General features: G+C 62.6%; 18 protein-coding genes and 1 tRNA gene. 9 read left to right on the top strand and 10 right to left on the bottom strand.

The features are described from left to right. Positions 1–40: 40 nt before the first annotated feature. Together DV027_RS07510 and DV027_RS07505 are read right to left on the bottom strand one after the other, a co-directional pair. Positions 41–313, bottom strand: a complete 273-nt coding sequence (locus DV027_RS07510) for a helix-turn-helix transcriptional regulator (protein ID WP_130731237.1) — start codon at positions 311–313, stop codon at positions 41–43. 12 nt (positions 314–325) lie between these two features. Further along, positions 326–784 (bottom strand): hypothetical protein, encoded by a 459-nt coding sequence (locus DV027_RS07505; RefSeq protein ID WP_130731236.1) that lies wholly within the window; start codon positions 782–784, stop codon positions 326–328. A 286-nt stretch (positions 785–1,070) separates the two neighbouring features. Between DV027_RS07505 and DV027_RS07500 the strand changes: the two genes are divergently transcribed. After that, positions 1,071–1,433: a hypothetical protein gene (locus DV027_RS07500; protein ID WP_130731235.1), complete on the top strand. Its 363-nt coding sequence runs from the start codon at positions 1,071–1,073 to the stop codon at positions 1,431–1,433. Between the two features lie 954 nt (positions 1,434–2,387). Here DV027_RS07500 and DV027_RS07490 read toward each other — a convergent pair. Then, on the bottom strand, positions 2,388–2,966 hold the full coding sequence (locus tag DV027_RS07490) for a hypothetical protein (protein ID WP_130731234.1): 579 nt from the start codon (positions 2,964–2,966) through the stop codon (positions 2,388–2,390). A 301-nt stretch (positions 2,967–3,267) separates the two neighbouring features. Between DV027_RS07490 and DV027_RS07485 the strand changes: the two genes are divergently transcribed. Then, positions 3,268–3,816, top strand: a complete 549-nt coding sequence (locus tag DV027_RS07485) for a recombinase family protein (RefSeq protein ID WP_130731233.1) — start codon at positions 3,268–3,270, stop codon at positions 3,814–3,816. A gap of 293 nt (positions 3,817–4,109) precedes the next feature. On the opposite strand, the gene DV027_RS07480 is transcribed toward DV027_RS07485, so the two are convergent. Together DV027_RS07480 and DV027_RS07475 are read right to left on the bottom strand one after the other, a co-directional pair. After that, positions 4,110–4,186, bottom strand: a tRNA-Arg gene (locus DV027_RS07480). A gap of 55 nt (positions 4,187–4,241) precedes the next feature. Beyond that, positions 4,242–5,324 carry an alpha/beta fold hydrolase gene (locus DV027_RS07475; RefSeq protein ID WP_165399139.1) on the bottom strand — a complete coding sequence of 361 codons (1,083 nt, stop codon included), beginning with the start codon at positions 5,322–5,324 and terminating at the stop codon, positions 4,242–4,244. A gap of 76 nt (positions 5,325–5,400) precedes the next feature. Between DV027_RS07475 and DV027_RS07470 the strand changes: the two genes are divergently transcribed. The 4 genes from DV027_RS07470 to DV027_RS07455 are packed head-to-tail and all read left to right on the top strand — an operon-like array spanning position 5,401 to position 10,734. After that, complete coding sequence (locus DV027_RS07470; protein WP_130731231.1) at positions 5,401–5,616, top strand: zinc-finger domain-containing protein; 216 nt, start codon at positions 5,401–5,403, stop codon at positions 5,614–5,616. A 14-nt stretch (positions 5,617–5,630) separates the two neighbouring features. Next, complete coding sequence (polA, locus tag DV027_RS07465; protein ID WP_130731230.1) at positions 5,631–8,399, top strand: DNA polymerase I; 2,769 nt, start codon at positions 5,631–5,633, stop codon at positions 8,397–8,399. Continuing rightward, the gene (locus DV027_RS07460; RefSeq protein WP_130731275.1) at positions 8,399–9,028 is read left to right on the top strand and encodes an SCO family protein; all 630 of its coding nucleotides are present in this window, start codon (positions 8,399–8,401) and stop codon (positions 9,026–9,028) included. The genes polA and DV027_RS07460 overlap by 1 nt, the downstream gene beginning before the upstream one ends. 17 nt (positions 9,029–9,045) lie before the next feature. Next, positions 9,046–10,734 carry an ABC transporter substrate-binding protein gene (locus DV027_RS07455; RefSeq protein ID WP_130731229.1) on the top strand — a complete coding sequence of 563 codons (1,689 nt, stop codon included), beginning with the start codon at positions 9,046–9,048 and terminating at the stop codon, positions 10,732–10,734. Between the two features lie 189 nt (positions 10,735–10,923). On the opposite strand, the gene DV027_RS07450 is transcribed toward DV027_RS07455, so the two are convergent. Continuing rightward, positions 10,924–11,373 carry a DUF2501 domain-containing protein gene (locus tag DV027_RS07450; protein ID WP_130731228.1) on the bottom strand — a complete coding sequence of 150 codons (450 nt, stop codon included), beginning with the start codon at positions 11,371–11,373 and terminating at the stop codon, positions 10,924–10,926. 369 nt (positions 11,374–11,742) lie between these two features. Here DV027_RS07450 and DV027_RS07445 point away from each other — a divergent pair, with 369 nt between their 5' ends. Further along, the gene (locus DV027_RS07445) at positions 11,743–13,506 is read left to right on the top strand and encodes an ABC transporter ATP-binding protein/permease (RefSeq protein WP_207303444.1); all 1,764 of its coding nucleotides are present in this window, start codon (positions 11,743–11,745) and stop codon (positions 13,504–13,506) included. On the opposite strand, the gene DV027_RS07440 is transcribed toward DV027_RS07445, so the two are convergent. Genes DV027_RS07440 through DV027_RS07425 form a run of 4 tightly spaced genes read right to left on the bottom strand, consistent with a single transcriptional unit; the run spans position 13,484 to position 16,176 of the window. Then, positions 13,484–14,380: a metal ABC transporter solute-binding protein, Zn/Mn family gene (locus tag DV027_RS07440; RefSeq protein WP_130731227.1), complete on the bottom strand. Its 897-nt coding sequence runs from the start codon at positions 14,378–14,380 to the stop codon at positions 13,484–13,486. The genes DV027_RS07445 and DV027_RS07440 overlap by 23 nt on opposite strands. A 1-nt stretch (position 14,381) precedes the next feature. Continuing rightward, complete coding sequence (locus DV027_RS07435) at positions 14,382–15,254, bottom strand: metal ABC transporter permease (RefSeq protein ID WP_130731226.1); 873 nt, start codon at positions 15,252–15,254, stop codon at positions 14,382–14,384. Continuing rightward, on the bottom strand, positions 15,251–15,982 hold the full coding sequence (locus DV027_RS07430; RefSeq protein ID WP_408884455.1) for a metal ABC transporter ATP-binding protein: 732 nt from the start codon (positions 15,980–15,982) through the stop codon (positions 15,251–15,253). The genes DV027_RS07435 and DV027_RS07430 overlap by 4 nt, the downstream gene beginning before the upstream one ends. After that, a complete protein-coding gene (locus DV027_RS07425; RefSeq protein ID WP_130731224.1) occupies positions 15,979–16,176 on the bottom strand; it encodes a hypothetical protein in 198 nt (65 codons plus the stop codon). The genes DV027_RS07430 and DV027_RS07425 overlap by 4 nt, the downstream gene beginning before the upstream one ends. A gap of 112 nt (positions 16,177–16,288) precedes the next feature. Between DV027_RS07425 and DV027_RS07420 the strand changes: the two genes are divergently transcribed. Both DV027_RS07420 and DV027_RS07415 read left to right on the top strand, forming a co-directional pair. After that, on the top strand, positions 16,289–16,918 hold the full coding sequence (locus DV027_RS07420; RefSeq protein ID WP_130731273.1) for a LysE family translocator: 630 nt from the start codon (positions 16,289–16,291) through the stop codon (positions 16,916–16,918). Positions 16,919–17,410: 492 nt separating this feature from the next. After that, complete coding sequence (locus tag DV027_RS07415; RefSeq protein ID WP_130731223.1) at positions 17,411–19,756, top strand: TonB-dependent receptor; 2,346 nt, start codon at positions 17,411–17,413, stop codon at positions 19,754–19,756. The last annotated feature ends 103 nt before the right edge of the window (positions 19,757–19,859 follow it).

The raw sequence follows: 19,859 nt of genomic DNA, 5'->3' as shown, positions 1-19,859 counted from the left end.
AAGCATTTAGCCCGTATCAATGATTGTTAGCAGATTTCCATCACTTTTTGCGCCGGTGTCTATAATTGCGGTTTTCTTCACAAATCTTGGCAACAATAGCGTCCATGTCTTGCTTTTTTTTCGCTGTATCGCTGCCTTCAAGCATTTTTTTATCAACTTCATGCCTGTCCCAGCGCGGTGAGCGTGGGCCGAGGTGATAATTCGTCTGTGGCAGTTTTCCTGCTTGCTGAAGATAACGAACGCGATTGGGACTGATTGAAAGGTAATGAGCCAGTGCCTTTCGATCTAGCCAGCGCGGTAATGCACCATCCATTGTCGCGTCTCCCTATGCACCAAACAAGCGGCTGAAAAATCCCTTCCGTTTGCCTTCTCTGTTCTCGTCTGTGGCCTCGTCAGCTTCGGGCGCATCAGGCACCGTCGAATGGTCCGGCAGGGGATGTTCGCTGCTCGGGGGCACCTCCGTCATGGCGGTTCCCTCATCACCAGTCATCGGCATTTCGGTTGGCGGGGCTTCAGTGCCCTGATCGTTCTGTGCGGGAGGAGTGGTTTTCCATGCCACCGTGGCGCGCTTGCGATGAATGACCTGTCGCTTCGGCCGGGTCAGTTCATGCTCTTGCCGGACGCGGGCCAGGGTAGTGATGAATGAGCTGAACGTGAGGGATAGCCGCTCCTGTGTCCTGAGCATCTCCCAGACGGCTTTCCGGCTGTATCCATCCTGCATCTTGCGCTCGATCCACGGCAGTCGCTTGCGCATCACGGCGACGGCTTTTCGCTTGATCGGCATGGGCAGGTCGCTCCGCTCAGGGGATGGGGACTATGTTTCAGGCCATTGTGCTGGGTGGCGGGTGCCTTTTCAAATATGTCTCCGTTTTGTGTCCTTAATCTGGTCTATACACAATACGCAGTCCTGATGGACTGTAAGGCATTGAAAAATCTATGATAAAAAATCAGAGCCGCTCAGAAACGGAAAAAAGTTTAATACCAGACCGGCATTTTTCCTTGGGAAACCGCCAACGCGGGTAATAAATTTTGACCCGTCCTTTTAGGCAGGTCGAGAACAAGGATTTCCCATGCCAATCATCACCTTCAAAGTGACCGAACAGCAGAAAATGGACCTCGATGCGGTGTGTGGGGTGAACCAGTCCCAATACATTCGTGACGCGGTGTTCAGGCAGGTGGAACAGAGTGAGCGATTGGACAGGATCGAATACCGGCTGTTTGACCTTGAGCGCACTGTCGGGCGTCTGGCGGATAGGCTGGATAGGGCCCATGCCAAGCCGGACGCACCCGTGAAGGCAGACGTGTCGCCGGAGGTTATGGGGATGCTGGCCGAGGTGGTGCTGCAGTTGCGTGGCATCATACAGCCGGGCAAGACGACCTCCGCCATAGCGAGTGTGAAGCAGGCGGGCTGGCCTCCGCTGAGTATCCGGTAAGAGCAACCGATCCGCGCTGCCGGGGATCTGGGTGGCTGATTTGGCCATCCAGGCACGCCCTTGCGCGTGTGCAGCTCGCTCATGGTTCGTCCGTATTTCGGACGATCAGTGCCCGCGGATTTCGTCGCCACACGGGGCTGCATCCGTCCGAATTGCGGACGCTTGCGTTTCTGGTTTTTGGAGGCTCTGTGCGAATGAAATTCGGACGCACAAATCGTCGGTCTGGTAATTTTGATCCGCCGGAACTGGCGAACCAATCCTCTCGCGCGCGTGCGCGTATCTCGTAGTGAAGGCGGTCAGCGGGTCATGGTCCTGTAGCGCTATTGCGCGCGTGTGGACCTGTCTCATGTGTATCACAGCCATCGCTCAATGCCCCCAGTCGGGCTATTTCCCGAGTGACGGATTCCAGCGTCTCAATACCAGCATTGACCAGCAGGCACTTTGCACGGAAATGGCGGAATACAGCCAAAAATAACATGCTCCCTCGCGTGCGCGCGCGCGTACTGTGCTATTAATCCCGGCATTGCCGGGGTAGGTCAGCCCGTAATATGATGCGGCATGGCAGGCACCAAACCCATATCCGAATGGACACCGCCGGAGGTGGTGGACGTGTTCAGCATCAGGCAAGGGGCACGGAACCCTCAAAGCCGGTACTACCCAATGTCACAGGCCGCATTTGCCAGGCGGTATGGCTTTACCGCTTCTGCTATGGCCGACTGGGAGCAAGGACGCCGGAAGCCTGATCCTGCAGCCCGCACCTTGCTGGCGATGATTCAGAAGGATCAGCAGGCCGTGGACCGGCTATTGGGCCACAAGGACGCTGCACCCCCTAAGTAGATGGGGCAGCCTCGCGCGCGCGTTTTTAGGGAGTGAAAAAATTGCGGGCGGCTAAAGAATTGACCTCGCGCTGCTGGCATCAAGCCACGCACTCCGGGTGATGCTCTCCACAATCCGTTATGGCTGCTTTTTGGATCTTCCCTTTTTCTGCTCATCCAGCAACTTTTTCATGCGTGCGACCAATGCATCGCGCGCCGTGCTTTTTGACCGTGATAGGTTTACGGTCGATACGGAGCGAAGTGTGCCGGAAGCATCAGAAACCTCTCTTGCCGCGGGATAAGGGCAACGGAAGGAGTCTTGAATTCGTTCGATATCTGCATTGGTGAAGTAGACCGTGCGACCGATCTTTACGCCCGAAAGGCCGGGCACAGCGGGAAGATATCGCCTGAGCGTTCGTTCTGATCGGCCAAGCCGTCGGGCAAGTTCTGCACGGGAGGTAAGTTTGCCTCTGTGTCCTGTCTCCCTCACGGCCGCGGTGGGGGTAATCGGCGCAGATTCAGCCCTTTCTAAGGTCTGCTCCAGGCGCGCGAGAGCAAGTTCAACCCTCTGCAACATATCTGTCATTTGGTCTTGGGATTGATCGTAAGCGATCTGCCTGAGCACCGCAGCATGGATATATGCCGCAAGGTCAGCAGAACCTGCGCTTTCAATGGCCGCTTTCTGCTCGTCCGTAACCGTTATGCGGATGACAGGCATATGAAGTCCTTAGGCTCTGATCGAAGAGGGGGGACAGGGCATCTCATAATCAGAAAGCGCAAATGCTTTGGTTGGTTGCCATGGGGTGATCGGTACTGTCCTGAACGAGCATGAAACCCGGATGATATGTCCCGGTGTTTCCCGGTGCGTCTGCGTGTTCCAGAAGGGTATACCGATACGGTGCAACGGAGCGGAACACCCGAATGGCGGCTTTCCGTGTTCCATTAGGGTTGTCTAATTGCAAATGGAACATTATGGGTGAGGGTCTAGACCCAAACGGAACACTTTTAGGGATCACGCCATGCGATACGGATATGCCCGCGTCTCGACCATCGATCAGAACGCTGCCACGCAGGAGGAAGCACTCACCAACGCCGGGTGCGACATGATCCGCGTCGAGAAGAAATCCGGCACGAGCAGGGAAGGGCGGTCCGAACTGGAAACGCTGCTGGCCTTCCTCCGGGAGGGTGATGTTCTGGTGGTGACGCGCATAGACCGGCTGGCCCGTTCCATAGCTGACCTGCAAACCATCATCGCGGAGGTGAAGGCCAAGGGCGCGCAACTGCAATGCACGGAGCAGCCCGTCGATACCGGCACGGCAGCCGGCAAGGCGTTCCTCGATATGCTGGGGGTGTTCGCGGAGTTCGAGACCAACCTCCGCAAGGAGCGCCAGATGGAAGGGATCGCGGCGGCCAAGGAGCGCGGTGTCTATAAGGGGCGCAGACCATCCATCGACCGCGACCAGATCCATGCCATGAATGCGGAGGGGATCAGCCCGACCGAGATCGCCCGGCGGCTGGGAATTGGTCGCACGTCTGTCTATCGGTGCCTGGGGAAAGTGGCTGGCTGATTAGGCCCCATGCACCAGGGCGCAGTCATCCACAGCAAGGCTTCCTTACAATTTTCAACCAGAGCAAGGGAGCTGCCGCCTGTAGGCTGGTGACCGCAGGCAGGACCACTTGGGATGTGAAATGATGGGGAGTGATTATGAGGGTTTGGAACAGGGCCAAACCGCGTTCAAAACCGGTCTGGACGTGTCAGAACGTCCCCGGAAAGCGCATCGCTCATCATGGGTTTAATCGTGGATGAAACCCAGACGTGACGCCACAAAAGACTGATTTTATTGATAATTTTAGGGGATGATGGCGGACTCGAAAGGATTCGAACCTTCGACCTTCGCCTTCGGAGGGCGACGCTCTATCCAGCTGAGCTACGAGTCCACTCACGCCTGCATACATCGCCACAGGCCGGAACGCCAGCCCCAATCGGGAAAAATCATCGCGGCGCGATTGCGTCCATCCGTCCGGGCAGGATGGGCAGCGGGGCGTCGTGGCCTGCGGGTTCGGCCATCCATGCCGCCGTCGCCGCATCCCCGCCCGAGGGCAGGAAGCGCTCGGGGTGCAGGATCCAGCTGGTCATGTCTGCCGTCACCTTGCCGCCCGCCCGCCCGCGGGTCAGCAGGTGGTAGCCGTTGGGTATGTAATCCAGCCTTGTGCCCGTGGGCATGTGCCGCCACGCCCGCGCCATGGCGGCGGCGGGCACGATCTGGTCGCGCCCGCCATACAACACCAGCACGGGGCCATGCATGCGGGCACTGGCATGGGCGGCCTGATGCATGAGGTCGGTCAGCCCGGCGAGTGCTGTGGTGGATGTGTCGCGCAGGGTCAGCGGGTCGTAATACAGGCGGGCAAGGGCCATCTGGTCATCGGCTGCGGTCACGTGCACGGGCAGTTCGCGCCCGCTCAGCCGCCAGCGCGGGGCCATGGCCGCCATCAGGTGGGTGGTCAGGCGCGCGCCTGCGTCCAGGTCCCACAGCGCGGGGGCGAGCAGGATCGTGCCTGCTACCGGCAGGGCGTCAGGCCGCGCCGCCATTACGGCGGCCAGTGCGCCGCCCATGCTCTCGCCCATGATGTAGAGCGGCACGCCGGGGTGTTCACGGCCAATGGTGGTGATCAGGGTGCTGACCGTGCGGCGCAGCGCATCCGTGCCCACCCAGCCTCCGCGTGCCTGTGTCTGGCCAAAGCCGGGCAGGTCGGGGGCGACCACGCCCAGCCCGGCGGCATTGAGCGCGGGTGCCGGGCGCTCCCATGCATCGCGGCTGTCATTGAAGCCGTGCAGCGCCAGGATCACCGCGCGTTCCGGCCCATGGGCGGGCCAGATGCGCAGGGGCACGGCACCCACGCCCGCAATATCCACCACGCGGTCAGGCGGTATGAGGCGGGCGAGTTCGGCATGCCGCGCGGGCGGCGTGGGGGCTGGGGCCTCGTGGGTGGCGCAGGCGGTCAACATCACAAAAAGCGCTGGATAAAGCAGGCGTGACAGGCGAATGTTTGAAAGCACGGCAATCCTGCGTATCATCATGGGCCAGCGCATGGTCCACCCATCGGGCGCGCCATGCAAATCCAAGCCGGACAACAACCCGAGGCCGATCAGAATGCAAGCCCTGTCCCACGATCCCGCACCGCACCCCCGCCTGGGCACGATTGAAACCATTGTGGTCGATTCGCGCACCCTGTCCTGTGATGGCGGCCTCGGCGCGCTTGGCCACCCGCGCGTGTTCCTGCGTATCGCCCATCACCAGACCTTCTGCCCCTACTGCTCCCGCCTGTTCGTGCTCAACCCCGATGCACCGGTGGGTGACGCGCACTGACAGCCTCTACATCCATGTCCAGCGACACGCCGCTTCACCTGATCCTGGTGGATGGCTCGGGGTACATCTTCCGCGCCTTCCACGCCCTGCCGCCCATGACCAGCCCCGATGGCACGCCCGTCAACGCGGTCTATGGTTTCACCAACATGCTCTCGCGGCTTTTGCGCGAGCATGCGGGCACGCATCTGGCCGTCATATTCGATGCGGGGCGCCATACCTTCCGCAATGACCTGTATGGCGAATACAAGGCCCACCGCCCCGAACCGCCCGAGGAGCTGCGCCCGCAGTTCAGCCTCGTGCGCGACGCCACGGCAGCCTTTGGCGTGCCCGCCATCGAGCAGGCGGGCTGGGAAGCCGATGACCTGATCGCAGCCTACGCCCGCAAGGCCACCGATGCGGGCGGCCAGTGCACCATCTATTCATCCGACAAGGACCTGATGCAGCTCATCCGCCCCGGCGTGATGATGATGGACCCGATCAAGAACCGGCCGATCGGACCGAAGGAAGTCGAGGCAAAATTTGGCGTAGCCCCGGACCGTGTGGCGCAGGTGCAGGCCCTGATCGGCGACCCGGTGGACAACGTGCCCGGCGTGCCCGGAATTGGCCCCAAGACCGCATCGGCCCTGATGGCGGAATATGGCTCGCTCGATGCCATCCTGGCGGGTGCGGAGGGCATGAAGCCTTCCAAGCGGCGCGAGAACCTGCTGGCCCATGCCGACATGGCCCGCCTGTCCTACAAACTCGTCACGCTGTGCGAGGACGCGCCCTGCCCCGAGAAGCTGGCCGATCTGGGCTGCTGCGATGTGGACATGGAGCGGCTTGGCGCATGGCTGTCGGATATGGGATTTTCATCGCTGCTGCAGCGCATGGGCATCAAGGTAAAGCCGCGCCCGCGCATCTCGGCGCATGACACGCTGGCCGCGGCCCCGGTGGCCCAGCGCCCGCCCTTTCCGGCCGAGCCTTATGGCCCCTACATCACCGTAACCGACCCCGAGGTGTTGCGGGAATGGGTCAGTGAGGCCCGCACGAGCGGCATGTGCGCGGTCGATACCGAAACCGACGGGCTGGACCCGCTCACGGCCCCGCTGGTCGGCATCTCGCTTGCGCCACGCTGCGGGCGGGCATGCTACATTCCGCTGGGCCATCAGGTTGACCTGATGGACAGCGCGGGCACGCCCCAGATGAAGGCGCAGACCGCGCTGGAAATCCTCGAGCCGCTTTTTGCCGACCCGTCCGTGCTCAAGGTCTTCCAGAACGCCAAGTTCGACCTGCTGGTGCTGACACAGGCGGGCAGCGTGCAGCCTGCCCCGATCGATGACACCATGCTGATCTCTTACGCGCAGTCCGCGGGGCAGCACGGGCAGGGGATGGACGAGCTTTCGCGCCTCACACTCGACCATACGCCCATCCCCTATGATGAAGTGACCGGCACGGGCCGCAAGCGGGTCGTGTTCTCGCAGGTGGCGATTGACCGCGCCACGCCGTATGCGGCGGAAGATGCGGATGTGACCCTGCGCCTGTGGCAGGTGCTCAAACCCCAGCTGCGCACCAATAAGGCACTGGCGCTGTATGAGGAAATGGAGCGCCCGCTGGTGCCCATCCTGGCGGATATGGAGCGGGCGGGCATCAGGGTTGATGCCAATGACCTGCGCGCCATGTCCACCGAGTTCGCGCAGCGTATGGGGGTGATCGAGGCCGAGATTCACACGCTGGCCGGGCGTGACTTCAATGTCGGCTCCCCCAAGCAGCTGGGCGAGATCCTGTTTGACGAGATGGGCCTGCCCGGCGGCAAGCGCACCAAGGCGGGCGCATGGGGCACGGATTCGGCGGTGTTGCAGGACCTGGCCGACCAGGGCCACGACCTGCCTGCGCGGATCCTGGCCTGGCGGCAGCTCGCCAAGCTCAAGAGCACCTATGCCGATGCGCTGCTCAACCAGATCAACCCCGCTACGGGCCGCGTGCACACGTCCTTCCAGATGGCGGTGACGACAACGGGCCGCCTGTCATCGAACGACCCCAACCTGCAGAACATCCCCATCCGCACGGAAGAGGGCGGGCGCATCCGCCGCGCCTTTGTGGCGGAACCGGGTCATGTGCTGGTCTCGGCGGATTATTCACAGATCGAGCTGCGGCTTCTGGCCGATGTGGCGGATATTCCCGCATTGCGTGAGGCGTTCGAACTGCGGCAGGACATCCACGCCCGCACGGCCTCCGAGGTGTTCGGCATCCCGCTTGAGGGCATGGACCCGCTCACGCGCAGGCGCGCCAAGGCCATCAATTTTGGCATCATCTACGGCATCAGCGCCTTTGGCCTGAGTCGCCAGCTTGGCATCTCCCCCGGTGAGGCAAGGGGTTACATCGACGCCTATTTCGCCCGCTATCCCGGCATCCGCGACTATATGGAGCGGGTGAAGGCGGAGGCGCGCAAGAACGGCTATGTCACAACACCCTTTGGCCGCCGCTGCTTTGTGCCGGGCATTGCTGAGAAGAGTGCCGTGCGCCGCAACTATGCCGAGCGGCAGGCCATCAACGCGCCGCTGCAGGGCGGTGCGGCCGACATCATCAAGCGCGCCATGGTGCGAATTCCGGCTGCCCTGTCCGATGCGGGGCTTGACGGACGCATGCTCCTTCAGGTCCATGACGAACTTGTGTTCGAGGTGCGCAAGGATGATGCCGATCGTCTGGCAGCCCTCGTCAAACAGGTCATGGAATCCGCGGCGGCCCTGTCAGTGCCCCTGGTCGTGGAAACCGGGACCGGAACGAACTGGGCGGATGCACATTGATAATGCGAAATGAACGGGACCGGTTTTTCGTGCTGGTCGGGTTTGCCATACTGGTGGTCTCCTCGATTGCGGGGTATTTCGGCTACCGTTATTCCGACAGCGCGCCCGTGCCGCTGACCACCTATGGCAACCCGGTTGGCGGGTCGTTCAGGCTGATCAACGGGGCGGATGGCTCGGTGCTCGACACCGACTTCAGGGGCCGGTGGATGCTGATCTATTTTGGCGATACCCACTGCCCCGATGATGTATGCGGCGCCACCGTCAAGGCCATGGCCGAGGGCGTGGAGGCGCTGGGCCACGACCGCGCGCGGCTTGCGGTGCCCATCTTCATCACGCTCGACCCCATGCGCGACAACTCCGACGTGCTGCGTACCTATGCCCTGCGCTATGGCTCGCATGTCACGGTCATGACCGGCTCGCCCAAGATGATCCAGGCCGTGGCCAAGGAGTACCATGCCCCTTACGTGCGGCGTGATGGTGCGAATGGCGATTACAGCATGGAGCCTGCCAGCCAGATCGTGATCATGTCGCCCACCGGGCGCTATGAGGGCAGCCTGCCCGCCACCGCCACGGCAGCCGACATCACGGCCCGCATGACCGAACTCATGTCGCCTGCGGCGCATAACTGAACCGGGCGGGCCAGCGCATGCGGGCATCAGGCCAGCGGCTGGGCATGGTCGCGCTCATGCTTGGCGGCCTGCTGCATGCGCTGCCAGCCACAGGCTGTGCACAAGGCACGCAGGGCAATCCCCATCGCGGCGGCACCCTGCGGCTGACGGCGGCGAGTGCTTCCGGCACGCTCGACCCGCAGATCAGCTACACCAGCCAGTACATGCAGCTTGCCACCGTCATCTATGACGGGCTGCTCACCTATCCCAAGCTGGAGGGGCCGGCAGGCAACCAGGTGGTGCCTGACCTGGCCGAGGCCATGCCCGAGCTGCGTGATGACGGGCGCACATGGGTGTTTACCCTGCGCGATGGCATCCGCTTTTCAGATGGCACGCCGGTTACGGTGGAGGACGTGGCCGCATCCCTGCGGCGCATCTTCAAGGTGGGCACGCCCACGGCAGGTTCGTTTTACGGTACCATAGTGGGGGCGGATGCCTGCCTGCGTAATAGTGCGCACTGCACGCTGCAAGGCGGCGTGGAGACCGACCCCGCCACCCGCCGCATCACCATCCGCCTGACCCAGCCTGACTCCGAATTCCCGCAAAAACTCGCCTTCGGCCATGCCGCCATCCTGCCCGCTTCCACGCCCGCGCATGATCTGGGCAATGTGGCCGCCCCCGGCACCGGGCCATACCATATCGTGTCATCCGACCCCGAGCGCGGGCTGGTACTCGAGCGCAACCCCTATTTTCATGAATGGAGCGAGACGGCCCAGCCCGATGGGTATGTGGACCGCATCGTTTATGATTTCGGCCTGTCGGAAGAAGATGCGGTCACCGCCGTCGAGCGCGGGCAGTATGACTGGATGGCGGGCCTCAAGCCGCTTGACCGGCTGGGCGAGATTGGCAGCCGCTACACGGCGCAGGTGCATGTATCGCCACTCTATGGCCTGATCTTCCTGCCGATGAACGTCAACATCCCGCCCTTTGACCAGCCCAAGGCGCGCGAGGCCGTAAACTACGCGCTTGACCGGCGCGCCATGACCATCCTGTATGGCGGGTCGGGCATTGCAACCCCGCTGTGCCGCATGGTGCCGCCGGGGCTGCTGCCCGGCGATGGCGCCTGTGCCTGGACGCTTGGCGCCGACCCCGACCATCCGGCCACGCCTTGGGCACACCCGGACCTGCAACGCGCCCGCCAGCTTGTGCATGAAAGCGGCACGGAGGGCATGGACGTGACCCTGATCGTGCCCGCCACCGCCATGTATGTGAGCATGGGCACCTATCTGCGCGACATGCTTGAGGCGATCGGCTACCACGCGCGGCTGCACCCGCTCTCGCCCGCCATGGAGGGCAATTACGCCGCCAACACCACCAACCATGTGCAGATCAGCCTGCTGGGGTGGTATGCGGATTACGCCTCGCCCTCCAATTTTCTCGATACATTGTTTGGCTGCGAGAACTTCCATCCCGGTTCTGACAGTTCCATCAACATGTCCGGCCTGTGCGACCCGGTGGTGCAGGCGCTTGTGGCGCGCATCCGTAGCGAACCTGACCCGCAGGCAGCCCTGGCACTGTGGGGGCAGGTCGATGACCGCATCACCCGTCTCGCCCCCGCCGCCCCCATGATTAGCACGCGGTATGTCGATCTCGTCTCGCCCCGGCTGGGCCATTATTTTGTGACCAGCCTGTATCACATGGCCTTTTCACGTGTGTGGGTGCAGTAGAAAATAATAAAAGTTTTTGGGTGCCGCCTTTTTTCAAAAAAGGCGGCGTTCCTTATGAAGCTTTTTGAAAAAGCCTCACCAAAAACGTCTTTGACCATTCCCCGATGCGGGGCGGGTGGGTGTTCTTAAATACAAAACCCCGCCGGATAACCGGCGGGGCCTGTAGAACGGGGCGATAGGCCGCGTTGATCAGAGCATGGACTTCGCGCGGGCTTCCACCTTGGCGCAGGCCTGCTTGCGGATGTCGGCCGAAGCGTCCTCGAGCGAGATGGGGGCCTTGCCGCCCACCTTCAGCAGGCCGGTCGAGCCATCGGCGTAGGACATGTTGCCCTTCTGGTTGGACGGTACGTCGTTGGTCTTCTTGTTGAAGGCGGCCAGCACCGGCCAGGCTTCAGACGCGGTCAGGTAGTTGGACTGGATGCAGTAGTTCATGATGCCGCCCAGATCAGCGGGCTTGGCGGAGGCGACGGCGGAATACACCGTATCGGCCGAGAGCGAGCCCGGCTTGATCTGCTCGACCTGGTTGGCAACACCTGCGCCCGTGGGCGGCGAGACTTCAGCGGCATGGGCCGCAAGCGGTGCTGCGGCCAGCAGGGTTGCGAAGGCACTGGCGGACAGGACGCGACCGAACGACACCATATTCATTATTCCTTGCATGTTCATCTGGCGGGTCCATCAGGGCCCACTCAATTGTGAATCTATGTGTCAGGCATATCACGATGCGCGCGCGCCACACCCCTGCGGCGGATATGTCAGGCATTCGTCTTTTCGATATATGGCGCCCTTGTCATGCGCTTTGTGCGCCATAAACCCCTGTTGTCAGCCGGTATTGCCTGCCGGGTGCCGGACGCGCGCAAATGGCGCGTGTGGTCAATAAGTTGTGATAATGCTTAATACCCCGGCTTTTTTCGCGCAAAACGGGCCTGCGGCGCAATCATGATTGAGTCCGCCCCCACTTCGTGGGAATGCTGTGGGTTCCTGCCTTTCACCCCACTGCACGGGATCAACATGCAGCATTTGCGCCTTCTCCTGAAAGATGTCTGGTACCTGACCCGCCCCTATTTCGTGTCGGAGGACAAAAAATGGGCCTGGGGCCTGCTCGTGGCCGTTCTGGTGCTGACCTTCTCCATTGTGGGGATGGACCTGCTCCAGTCCTTCTCGCGCAATGTGTATTACACGGCGCTGCAGCAGCGTGATGCCACGACCTTCCTGCGCGGGCTGTTCTGGTATGTGCATAACGAGAGCGGGTACGTGCCCGGCTTCTTCATCATCACCATCCCGGCCATCCTGTTCAGTGTCTATGCCACCTACCTGCAGCAGATGCTGGGCCTGCGCTGGCGGCGGTGGCTGACCGCGCGCATGACGCGGCAGTGGATGGAAAACCAGACCTATTTCCGCATCGCCATCACCACGTCGGGCCTCGAGGCCGGGGCCGACAACCCCGACCAGCGCATACAGGAGGACCTGAACAGCTTCGTGACCGATACGCTGACGCAGTTCATCAACCTGCTGTCCAATATCGTGACGCTGTTCAGCTATGTCGGGCTTTTGTGGGTGCTGTCCGGGCCGCTGGAAATATGGGGCATGTCCATACCGGGCTACTTCTTCTGGGCCGCGCTGATCTATTCCGTGGTGGCGACGTGGGTCACGCATCTTGCCGGTCATAAACTGGCGGGGCTGCAGTTCTTCCAGCAGCGCGCCGAGGCGGATTTCCGCTACAGCCTCGTTCATGTGCGCAACAATGCCGAGGGCATCGCGCTCTATCGGGGCGAGGCGGAGGAACAGGCCGGGCTCGACCGGTCATTCGCCTCCGTCTATGGCAATTTCCTGTCCATCATGCGCCGCACCAAATGGCTGGGCCTGCTCACCACCGGGCTTGATGTGGTGTCGGGCAACTTTGCGCTGCTGATCGGCTCGATCCGCTATTTCGCGGGCAAGATGAGCTTCGGCACGCTCATGCAGTTGGTCATGGCGTTCTCGCGCGTGCAGGGGGCATTGGGCTGGCTGTCCAACTCCTATGCCGCGCTGACCACATGGCATGCCGAGGTGGCGCGTCTGGCCACCTTCCAGCGCGTGATGGACCGCGCGCAGGCCATGAAGAGCGAGGTCAGCCTCGTTGCCGCCCCCGCCGGGGCGGCCATGCAGGTCAGCGGGCTGGACGTGTTCCGCCCCGATGGCACGGCGCTGCTCAGGGGGGTGAACTTTACGCTGCCGCATGGGCAGATGACGGTGGTGACCGGCCCGTCGGGCACCGGCAAGTCCACGCTGTTCCGGGTGCTGGCGGGCATCTGGCCGTTTGCCAAAGGCACGATCACGCGCCCTGACGCGCCGATGATGTTCGTGCCCCAGCGCCCCTACATGCCGACCGGCACGCTGCGCCGGGCCGTGGCCTACCCGGCGGACAGCACGGCCTATGCCGCAACGCAGGTGGCGCAGGTGCTGCAGCAGGTCGGCCTTGGCGCGCTGGTGCCGCGCCTTGAAAACGAGGAGCCGTGGGGGCAGATCCTCTCGCCCGGCGAACTCCAGCGCCTGGCCTTTGCGCGCATCGTGCTGGCGCGGCCGGGCTGGGTCTTTTTGGATGAATCGACCTCGAACCTTGATGCCGCGTCCGAGGCCGCCCTTTACGCCCTGCTGGCTCAGGCCTGCCCGGGCATGACGGTGGTGTCGATCACGCACCGGCAGTCGGTGGTGGGCATGCATGAAAATGCCATTGACCTCACCCCCTTTGCCGTGGGTGCGACTGCCGTGGTCAGTGCGGGCGCATCGCCCTGACCATCAGCTCGGTATTATGCCGCATCATGCTGATGTAATCGGGTGCGGGGCCGCCCGCGGTGGAGAGCGCCTCGGCATAAAGCTCGCCGCCGGGCTGTGCCCCGGTGGCGTGGGCGACCTGCTGCACAAGGCGCGGGTCGGTCGCGTTTTCAAGGAAATAGGTGGTCATGCCGCTTTCGCGGATCTGCGCGATCAGCCTGCCCACATCGGCGGCGGAGGCTTCGGTCTCGGTCGAGAGGCCCTGCGGCGCCATGAAGGTCACGCCATAGGCGCGGCCAAAATAGCCAAAGGCATCATGGCTGGTCAGCACGCGCCGCCGCGCGGGCGGGATGGTGTCGATCGCGGTGCGGATGTCATGGTCAAGGGCCTGGAGCTGCGTGGTATAGGCCGCGGCCGAGGCGCGGAAATCATCGGCATCCGCCGGGTCGGCGGCAATCAGCGCATCACGGATGTTGTTGGTCCATACAATCACGTTGGGCACGCTGTTCCACACATGCGGGTCGGTTTCCACCTGCTGGCCATCGTGTTCGGTATGGATGTCGATCCCGTTCGAGACGATGACGGGTTTGCCCTGATAGCCCGCCGCGTGGGCCAGGCGGGCAAACCAGCTTTCCAGCCCTTCGCCACTCATGAACACGACATCGGCCTGCCGCAGGGCGCGGGCATCATCGGGGGCGGGTTCGAATTCATGCGGGTCGCCATCGGGCGGCACCAGTGATGTGACCGCGACATGCGCGCCGCCTACATGCGACACCACATCGGCCAGCACGGTAAAGCTGGCAACGGCATGCACCACATGCGGCGCGGGGGCGGCACGGGCAGGCAGGATGGACAGGAAACCGCAGAAGCCCAGAAGGCAGGTGAGGCGGCGCATGTCAGTGACTCCGGAAAGGGGATGAACCACCCCCCGCGCGGATGCCGGCGGGGGAGGTGATAAGGGAGAACAGGTAGGCCGCCGAGCAGGTGAGGATGATGCACGGCCCCGCCGCCAGCCGGAAATGGTAGGACACGAGCAGCCCCGTATAGCCCGCCAGCATGCCCACCGTGGCCGAGAGCGCCATCATCGGCACGAGGCGCCGCGTCCACAGCCGGGCAGTGGCGGCGGGCACCATCATCATGCCCACCGACATGAGCGTGCCCAGGGCTTCAAACCCGGCCACGAGGTTGATGACCACAAGGAACAGGAACACCATGTGGTACAGCGCGCCCCGGCTGCCGGTCATGCGCATGAAGCCGGGATCGACGCATTCCATGACCAGTGGCCGCCAGATGAAGGACAGCAGGCACACGCTGAGCGTGGTGATGCCCGCCATCAGGTACAGGGCAGGCCCGTCAATGGCGAGGATGGTGCCGAACAGCACGTGCAGCAGGTCGATGTTGGACCCCCGCGCCGAGACGATCAGCACGCCCAGCGCCAGTGAGGTGAGGTAGAAACTGGCAAAGCTCGCATCTTCCGCCAGGTGCGTGCGGCGGCTCACCAGCCCCGCCAGCAGCGCCACCCCCAGCCCCGCAGCAATGCCGCCCAGCCCCATGGCCGTAAGCGACAGCCCGCCCGCCGCCAGGAAGCCTATGGCGGCACCGGGCAGGATGGCGTGGCTCATCGCATCGCCAATCAGGCTCATGCGGCGCAGTTGCAGCAGCACGCCCACCGGCCCCGCGCCCATGCCCAGCGTGATGGAGGCGACCAGCGCGCGGCGCATGAAGCCAAAGGTGGCGAACGGCTCCCATAACCCGGCCAGCATGCTCATGCCGGGCCACCTGCCCACGGGGTGGCCTGCGGCGTGTCATACGCACGTTGCAGCGTGCCCGGCGTAAGGATGCGCGCGGTCTCGCCCCAGATGGCCTGCCCGCCCGAGAGCAGCACCACATGGGGGAAGCAGGTGCGGATCTGGTGCATGTCATGCAGCACGGCGATGATGGTGCGGCCCTGCGCGTGCCATTCGCGCACCAGTGCCAGCAGGTCCTGCGTGGTGGGGGCATCAAGTGCGGTGAACGGTTCATCGAGCATGATGACGGAGGCATCGGTCATGAGCAGGCGCGCGAACAGGAGGCGCTGGAACTGCCCTGCCGAGAGCGCATCGATCATGCGCCCGGCCTGCTTCTCCAGCCCCACGCGGCACAGCGCATCGGCCGCGCGCTGGCGTACGGCCCGGCTGGCCGCGCCAAAGGCCCCGGTCTGGCGCCATGCGCCACCGAGCACCATGTCGGTTACGCTGATGGGAAAGGCACGGTCAATGATGCGGGCCTGCGGCAGGTAGCCAAAATCCTGCGCGCGCAGGCCCCCGAGCGTAATCCTGCCCGTGGCCAGCGGCACCTCGCCCAGTATGGCGCGCAGCAGGGTGGACTTGCCCGCGCCATTGGCCCCGGCGATGGCCGTCATGCTGCCCGGCGCGAAACTGCCGGTCACATGCTGCCACACCGGCGTGCCGTGCAGCGTCACCCCCGCATCATCCAGCCCGATGGCGCCATGGCTCATGGCTGGGCCACGGCCCAGGCCACCAGCCCCCATAACAGGCCACAGGGCAGCGCCATGCACACCAGACGCTGCCACCCCGCGCGGGCCATCCATGTAAGCGGCAGGGGTGTTGCCGCCTTTGGGGCAGGGTGGGGCATTGGCGTGTTGCTGTCCTGCGGGGCGTGGCGGGCGGCTGAGGGGGACGGGAATGGCATGGGAACGCCCAAAGTGTTATAATATAACATTCGTTTACAGCACAGGCTTGCCATCCGTCAAGCGAAGGCTGCATTGTTACGCCATGCGCATGGCATGAGCGGGGTGGAACGGGTGAGCTTTCATACATGGCTGCTGTTTGCCGCCACCGCCTTCGTGCTCTCGGCCATGCCGGGGCCGAACATGATGCATGTCATGTCCATCAGCGTGCGCCATGGCCTGTTGCGCAGCACGGGGGTCATGGCGGGGTGCATGCTGGCCATCGTGCTGGTGGTGTGCGCCTCCCTTGCGGGCATGGCGGGCGTGCTGGCAACGTCGCCCCGGCTGTTTGCGGTGCTGCGCGTGGTGGGGGCGGCCTATCTGGTGTTTCTGGGCGTGCGCGTGTGGATGGCGCGCGACAGTGAAGGCGAGGGCGCGCACGCGGCGGATGCGTGCCCGGCCGCCCCATGGCGTGAGCTGTTCCGTGATGGATTCCTGACCGGTATCAGCAACCCCAAGCTGCTGCTGTTTGCTGCAGCCTTCCTGCCGCAGTTCGTCAATCCCGCCGCCCCGCACATGCCGCAATATGTCCTGCTCGTGACCACCTTCGTGTTTGTGGAGGCGTTCTGGTACCTGGTTTACGCGGGCGGCGGGCGCATGCTGTCGGCCTGGCTGTGTACGCCGGTGGTGCGGCGGGTGTTTGGCATCGTGACCGGACTGGTGTTCATGGGGTTCGGGGCCATGCTGCTGCTGGCGCGCGTCTAGGAAACCTGTTGTCAAACAGCTTGTGGAATAAGAGTTTCCGGGTACCGCCTTTTTTCAAAAGATCATTGTCCTTTCAAGAGTTTTTAAAAAAAGCTTCACCAAAAACTTTCTGGCTGATGGTGTCTGGGGCGGATGGGCATGGCCTGCGCCCAAAGGGGCATGGTGGCCGGAAATGGGGCACCCGTTCCGCCGGCGTGCGGTATTGCGGTGCGGGCCGCTGCAAACGTCACGGGCGGCACGTGTTTTTCAGTATCAATTCCATATAGTTGTGCCGTATCGCGCCGGGCTGGCTGCAAAAGCCGGGTTATCAGTGCGGTTGGTAAAGTAGGTATATCTATATACAGGAATATATAGACATCTGTATCTATAAGGACACAGTCATGCACTATGTGACGATTACGTGATTAATATATTTATGCTGATATAGACGCTGTGGCAGGCGGGTTATATACGCCCATGCATGTTCAACATGGCTAACGAAATGGAATCAGCATGGCCAGAATGACCGCAGGTATGGCGTGGATGCTTTCGGCCAGTCTTGGCGCACTGCTCATCCCCTCCGCTTACGCACAGGGCACCGGCACGGATGCGGACAAGGGCAGAAAAGCCCTCTCTACCGCAAAAACCACCCCCGCCGCCGATGACGCCGTAGGCTCCGCCAATGCGGAGGAAATGACCGTGATCGGCCACCACCGCATGGTGGCGGGTGCCGCGGCCAACTATAACAAGAAGATGGCCAATCTTGGCCCGCTGGGCACGCGCCGCACGCTTGATACGCCCATGTCGATCATGACCGTGCCGCATGACGTGATCGTCAACCAGCAGGCGCGCAACATCAACGACCTGATGCAGTACATCCCCTCGGTGCAGCTTGAAACGCGCGCCGACCCCGGCACCAGCCGCCCGCAGTCGCGCGGGTTCGAGGCGGATGTGATCTCCAACAGCCGCATCGACGGGCTGAACGCCTTTACGGTCACGCCATATGCCGCCGAGCAGTTCGATAACGTGCAGGTGCTCAACGGCCTTGCAGGCGCCATGTATGGACCCCAGAACCCGGCGGGCACGTTTGAATACGGCCTCAAGCGCCCGACCGACGAACGCATCAACCGCCTTGTGGTGGGTGTGGATTCCGTTGGCACGCTGATGGAAAACGTCGATGCATCGGGCCGCGCGGGCAAGAATGGCTGGTTTGGCTACCGCATCAACCTGCTGCATGGCGATGGCACGTCCTATGTGCAGGACAGCTGGGTGCGCCGTAACATGGTCAGCGCCGATTTCGATATCCATTTCGACCGCGATACCGTGCTGGAACTCGATGCCAGCCATTATACCTTCGATGAGCGCGGCATGCCCGCGGGCGTCAACCTCAAGGGCTATAACCTGCCCGCGGCCCCTGACCTGAGCAAACCCCATATGGGGCAGGACTATTCGGGCTACAATTCCGAGAACAACGTCTTCCTCGCCAAGCTCAAGCACCGGATCAATGATAACTGGAGCTTCGTCATCGGCGGGCTGTACCAGGATTCCGGGCGGCAGGTGTTTGAATCAGCTGACTCGCTGATCAACAATTCCGGTGGCTATACACAGTCCCTCTCGGCCGCCACCACGGTCAATGACTTCAAGGTCGGCAGTAACATGGCCTATATCAACGGCCATGTGCGCACCGGCTTCATCAGGCATGACCTGGTCATTGGCACCAATGGCTACATGGAAGGCGGTTACAACCCCCTGAGCGGGCAGAGCTATACCGATATCAAGTCGGGTTCGCTGAATAACCCCACCGTGGCGGCCAATGGCCCGCAGCCCTATTACAGTGGCAAGTATGAATCGCAGTACGTGCGCTACCAGTCGATGATTCTGGGTGACACGGTGCATTTCAACAAGCACTGGTCGGTCATGGGCACGCTGGCATGGAGCTGGCTGGATCAGGACGCCACGAGCACCACGACGGCGGCCAAGAACACCACGAGCATCGAGAACGGCTATACCGTCACCACCACCCATCTGGCCAAGGGTGCCACCACCAACAGCCGCGCCAATGCGGCCTTCAGCCCCATGGCCAGCCTGGTCTACAAGCCGACCGACAACCAGACCGCCTATTTCACCTATGGCCGCTCGCTGCAGGCGGGCACGACCGCCCCGGCCGATGCGCTCAATGCCAATGGCCTCACATCTCCCGTGCATAGCGAGGAATATGAGGTGGGCTACAAGATGCAGTGGCGCCAGATGCAGTTCAACGTGGCGGGTTTCCGCGCCACGCGCAGCTATGCCTTCTATGAAGGCAGCAACACGCTGTATGGCAATTTCGGCACGCAGCGCAATTATGGCGTGGAGTTCCAGGCCATGGGCCACATCACGCCCCGCCTGTCGGTTATCGGCGGCATGACGTGGATCGATGCCGAGGTGACGCACGCAGCCTTTGCCGCTCTCAACAACAAGGAAGTTGTGGGTGTGGCCCCGCTGCAGGCCAATGCGCTGATGGATTACCGCATTCCGTTCCCGCGTGGCTTTGCGCTCAATGGCCTGGCGGTCAATGCCAACGTGCATTATACGGGCCGCCGGGCTGCGGATATTACGAATTCGACCTATGCCGGCTCCTACGTAACCCTTGATCTGGGCGTGCGTTATCCGTTCCGTGCGGCAAAGCACCCGTGGATGGCCCGCTTTGGCGTGACGAATGTGGCCAATGAGCGGTACTGGTCCTCGGTCTATAATGGCACGGTGTCGAGTGCCGGTGTCACGACCAAGGATGCCACGGCCACCTCGCTCAACAGTGGCAGCGCCGCCTATGCCGGCATGCCGCGCGCCTTCCACTTCACGCTGGAAGCCGACTTCTGAAAACATCGTTCAAAAAACAGTAAAAGTTTCCGGGTGCCGCCTTTTTTCAAAAAGGCGGCATTCTTTTTACAAAGTGCCGCGCACCCGCTTGTGATGGCGGGCA

The sequence above is a fragment of the Komagataeibacter xylinus genome, assembly GCF_004302915.1.
Taxonomy (GTDB): Bacteria; Pseudomonadota; Alphaproteobacteria; order Acetobacterales; family Acetobacteraceae; genus Komagataeibacter; species Komagataeibacter xylinus_C.
The sequence above is the reverse complement of the archived record's forward strand: the minus strand, read 5'-3'. Positions and strand labels throughout refer to the sequence as shown.

Bases quoted from the DNA above. Each gene is read 5' to 3' on its own strand.
- DV027_RS07510 (WP_130731237.1), bottom strand. From the start codon at position 313: ATGGATGGTGCATTACCGCGCTGGCTAGATCGAAAGGCACTGGCTCAT.
- DV027_RS07505 (WP_130731236.1), bottom strand. From the start codon at position 784: ATGCCGATCAAGCGAAAAGCCGTCGCCGTGATGCGCAAGCGACTGCCG.
- DV027_RS07500 (WP_130731235.1), top strand. From the start codon at position 1,071: ATGCCAATCATCACCTTCAAAGTGACCGAACAGCAGAAAATGGACCTC.
- DV027_RS07490 (WP_130731234.1), bottom strand. From the start codon at position 2,966: ATGCCTGTCATCCGCATAACGGTTACGGACGAGCAGAAAGCGGCCATT.
- DV027_RS07485 (WP_130731233.1), top strand. From the start codon at position 3,268: ATGCGATACGGATATGCCCGCGTCTCGACCATCGATCAGAACGCTGCC.
- DV027_RS07475 (WP_165399139.1), bottom strand. From the start codon at position 5,324: ATGATACGCAGGATTGCCGTGCTTTCAAACATTCGCCTGTCACGCCTG.
- DV027_RS07470 (WP_130731231.1), top strand. From the start codon at position 5,401: ATGCAAGCCCTGTCCCACGATCCCGCACCGCACCCCCGCCTGGGCACG.
- polA (WP_130731230.1), top strand. From the start codon at position 5,631: ATGTCCAGCGACACGCCGCTTCACCTGATCCTGGTGGATGGCTCGGGG.
- DV027_RS07455 (WP_130731229.1), top strand. From the start codon at position 9,046: ATGCGGGCATCAGGCCAGCGGCTGGGCATGGTCGCGCTCATGCTTGGC.
- DV027_RS07450 (WP_130731228.1), bottom strand. From the start codon at position 11,373: ATGGTGTCGTTCGGTCGCGTCCTGTCCGCCAGTGCCTTCGCAACCCTG.
- DV027_RS07445 (WP_207303444.1), top strand. From the start codon at position 11,743: ATGCAGCATTTGCGCCTTCTCCTGAAAGATGTCTGGTACCTGACCCGC.
- DV027_RS07440 (WP_130731227.1), bottom strand. From the start codon at position 14,380: ATGCGCCGCCTCACCTGCCTTCTGGGCTTCTGCGGTTTCCTGTCCATC.
- DV027_RS07435 (WP_130731226.1), bottom strand. From the start codon at position 15,254: ATGAGCATGCTGGCCGGGTTATGGGAGCCGTTCGCCACCTTTGGCTTC.
- DV027_RS07430 (WP_408884455.1), bottom strand. From the start codon at position 15,982: ATGAGCCATGGCGCCATCGGGCTGGATGATGCGGGGGTGACGCTGCAC.
- DV027_RS07425 (WP_130731224.1), bottom strand. From the start codon at position 16,176: ATGCCATTCCCGTCCCCCTCAGCCGCCCGCCACGCCCCGCAGGACAGC.
- DV027_RS07415 (WP_130731223.1), top strand. From the start codon at position 17,411: ATGGCCAGAATGACCGCAGGTATGGCGTGGATGCTTTCGGCCAGTCTT.